The following is a 2,414-nucleotide window of genomic DNA, read 5'->3' on the forward strand; positions in this document are numbered from 1 at the left end:
GCCGGTGGCTGTTCAGGATCGGGCTGGTCGCGGTGATGTTGGCCTTGATGCTGTTCGCGATGGCCCATCAGTGGACTGGGGACCTGTACCACGAGCTGATCGGTGTTGTGCTCTTCGCCGGGGTCCTGGTCCACAACGCCATCCATCTGAGTTGGTATGCCAGGCTTCCGCGCAACACCCGCAATCGGCGTCATCGGCTCACCATCCTGGTCGACTTCCTGCTGCTGATCAGCATGACCGTCCTGCTGGGCAGCAGCCTGGTCGTCTCGCGGGAGGTCTTCGCCTTCCTGGGTCTGTCGGGCGGCGCGACCGGCCGACAGACCCACATCCTCGTGGCGACAGCGACGTTGATCCTCGTGGCCGTCCATCTCGGGCTGTATTGGCAGACGGTGATGGGGGTGGTCCGCTCCATGGTCGGGCGCCTTGCGTCCTCCAGCGCCGCCCTGGTGGCCCTGCGCATCCTGGTGGTCGTGGCCGTCGCCTACGGAGTGAAGGCGTCCTTCGACCTGGACGTCGGTACGAAGCTGGTCGGCTACTACTCCTTCGGCTACTGGGACTTCGAGAACGACACGGTGGGGTTCTTCGCCGGCTATGCATCGATCGTCGCCATGTACGCCGCGCTCGCCCACTACCTGCGCCGCTGGGGCACCAGACGGCGCGTGGCGAAGTCATCGGTGACGTCGCGTAAGACGCAGGGGAGGGAGGTCGGTTCTTCACCGTGACGGAGCCGCCGCCCGCGTCCTGCTGTGGCAAGTCGCCGACGCGCACCACCTGCCTGAGCGTGAAGTACTCCGCCGCGTGCTCCTCCGCAACGACGGGTGCGAAGGGACCGAACGGCTCGTGGACCGGCTTCCGGTCACCCCTGGAAAAGGCCGACGAGCCGGTAATCTTTCGCCTGGATCACCGACCAGAGACGGAAGCGACGAACTGTGGCCACTGCTGGCGTGACCCCCGCCAAGGTCTCGGACTTCTACTGCCACCAGGCCATTCCCGGCCTCGTGGAGATCGAGCGGGTGATGGAGACGGACCGGGTGCTGGCGTTTCACCACACCCGGCCGTCACACCCGGTGCACATCGTGGTGGTGCCGAAGGAGCACATTCCGTCGCTGATCGACCTGGGGGACGGCGGCCCCGAACTGCTGGCGGAAGTCATGGACGTGGTGGCCAAGGTGGCGGCTCAGGTCACTGAGAAGCACGGCGCCGCCTCGGTGACCACCAACAGCGGCCTGTATCAAGAGTCCAAGCACATGCACTGGCACGTCTACCACCGCGGTGAGACCGACGAGCAGATTCTCGGCCTGTACGGGCACGGGGACGGCTGAGGCTCAGCGGGCTCGATGCCGGCCCCGCGGTCCTGCGGCCGCGAGGGACCCGTGGGCGATGCGGTCGGCCGCCTGGTGGATCACGGTGGGGTCCGGCCGGCCGAACCCCACGGGGGTGTCGGCCAGGTGAAAGCAAGCTGCGGCGAGCACGGCGCCGCCGGTCGGCGCCTCGTCGTCGTGGACGAGGTGACACCGTCCCTCCTGGCGCCGCGCGTACGCGGTCTTGATGCCGAGCCCGCTGCGCATCCGGTCCGGGTTGCCGTGCGCGAGGTCGTGCCGCAGAGGCAAGCCGGTGACGACCGTCTTCCGGGCGAGCCGGCCCGGTGTCTCGTGCGCGGCCGGTTCGGAGAGACAGACGTGGGCCGTCATGCGTGCGAGGATCCGGTTCGCGAGTCCGAGGGAATCGTCGGACTCGTGGATCACGAAGCTCCTTTGCCGCCTACGGAGTTACGTGCGCCCCAAATGCCGCATGGTCAGGGCCAGTTGCAGTCTGAGCCTGCCCTGCGGAGTACGGACGGGCCACCCGAGCAGTGCCTCGGCGTGGCCCAACCGGTCCTGGAGCGTGGAGTGGTGGACGTTGACCTCGACGGCGGCTCCCCGCAGGCTCGCCGTCGAGGCGACGGCGTGCAACGTCGCCAGCATCCAGGGCGCGTCCGCGACCGCCGCCTCCAGTGACTGCACATCGGGCGGCGGATCGGCGCCCGGCACGACCAGCTCGGCGAGCAGCCCGATGCTGCCGAGCTCATCGGCGTACACGAGCCGGGGGCCGGGGGAGTGAGGGGTGCCGTCGGCGGTGAACCGGAGCGCGGTGCGGGCGGCTGTCCAGGAGCCCGGCAGGTCCAGCACCGGCACGGCGGGGCCGACACCGACCCGGCCGGGCGGGAGAGCGGGGTCGGGGGATCCGACGTGATCCGGTGAGTCCGGACCGCCCTCGACGGGGGTGGGCCTGCGGAGTGCGGCAGCGGCCAGGATGCGGGGCGGGCCGTTCAGCGGGGCGACACAACCGCGTCCGAGAGCAGGGCCAGCTCCTCCTCGCCGTCGGGGGCACGGCGGCCGGCCACCTCGATCGCCGAGCGTTCCAGGACGCGGCGC

3 protein-coding genes and 2 pseudogenes are annotated in these 2,414 nt (G+C 69.7%); 2 read left to right on the top strand and 3 right to left on the bottom strand.

What is annotated here, in order from left to right; genetic code table 11:
• The coding region (locus ACWCRB_RS49585) for a DUF4405 domain-containing protein (protein ID WP_451002340.1) at nt 1-722 on the top strand (722 nt) is incomplete at its 5' end.
• A gap of 222 nt (nt 723-944) precedes the next feature.
• Nucleotides 945-1,322 carry an HIT family protein gene (locus tag ACWCRB_RS49590; protein ID WP_451002341.1) on the top strand — a complete coding sequence of 126 codons (378 nt, stop codon included), beginning with the start codon at nt 945-947 and terminating at the stop codon, nt 1,320-1,322.
• 3 nt (nt 1,323-1,325) lie between these two features.
• On the opposite strand, the gene ACWCRB_RS49595 is transcribed toward ACWCRB_RS49590, so the two are convergent.
• From ACWCRB_RS49595 to ACWCRB_RS49605, 3 genes and pseudogenes are all read right to left on the bottom strand, one after another.
• Nucleotides 1,326-1,745 carry a hypothetical protein gene (locus tag ACWCRB_RS49595; protein ID WP_451002342.1) on the bottom strand — a complete coding sequence of 140 codons (420 nt, stop codon included), beginning with the start codon at nt 1,743-1,745 and terminating at the stop codon, nt 1,326-1,328.
• Between the two features lie 24 nt (nt 1,746-1,769).
• Nucleotides 1,770-2,360: pseudogene (locus ACWCRB_RS49600) on the bottom strand (helix-turn-helix domain-containing protein); the annotation flags it as partial.
• Nucleotides 2,321-2,414, bottom strand: a pseudogene (locus tag ACWCRB_RS49605) (DUF2550 domain-containing protein); the annotation flags it as partial. The pseudogenes ACWCRB_RS49600 and ACWCRB_RS49605, both read right to left, overlap by 40 nt.

It is taken from the genome of Streptomyces sp. NPDC002156 (assembly GCF_053593675.1).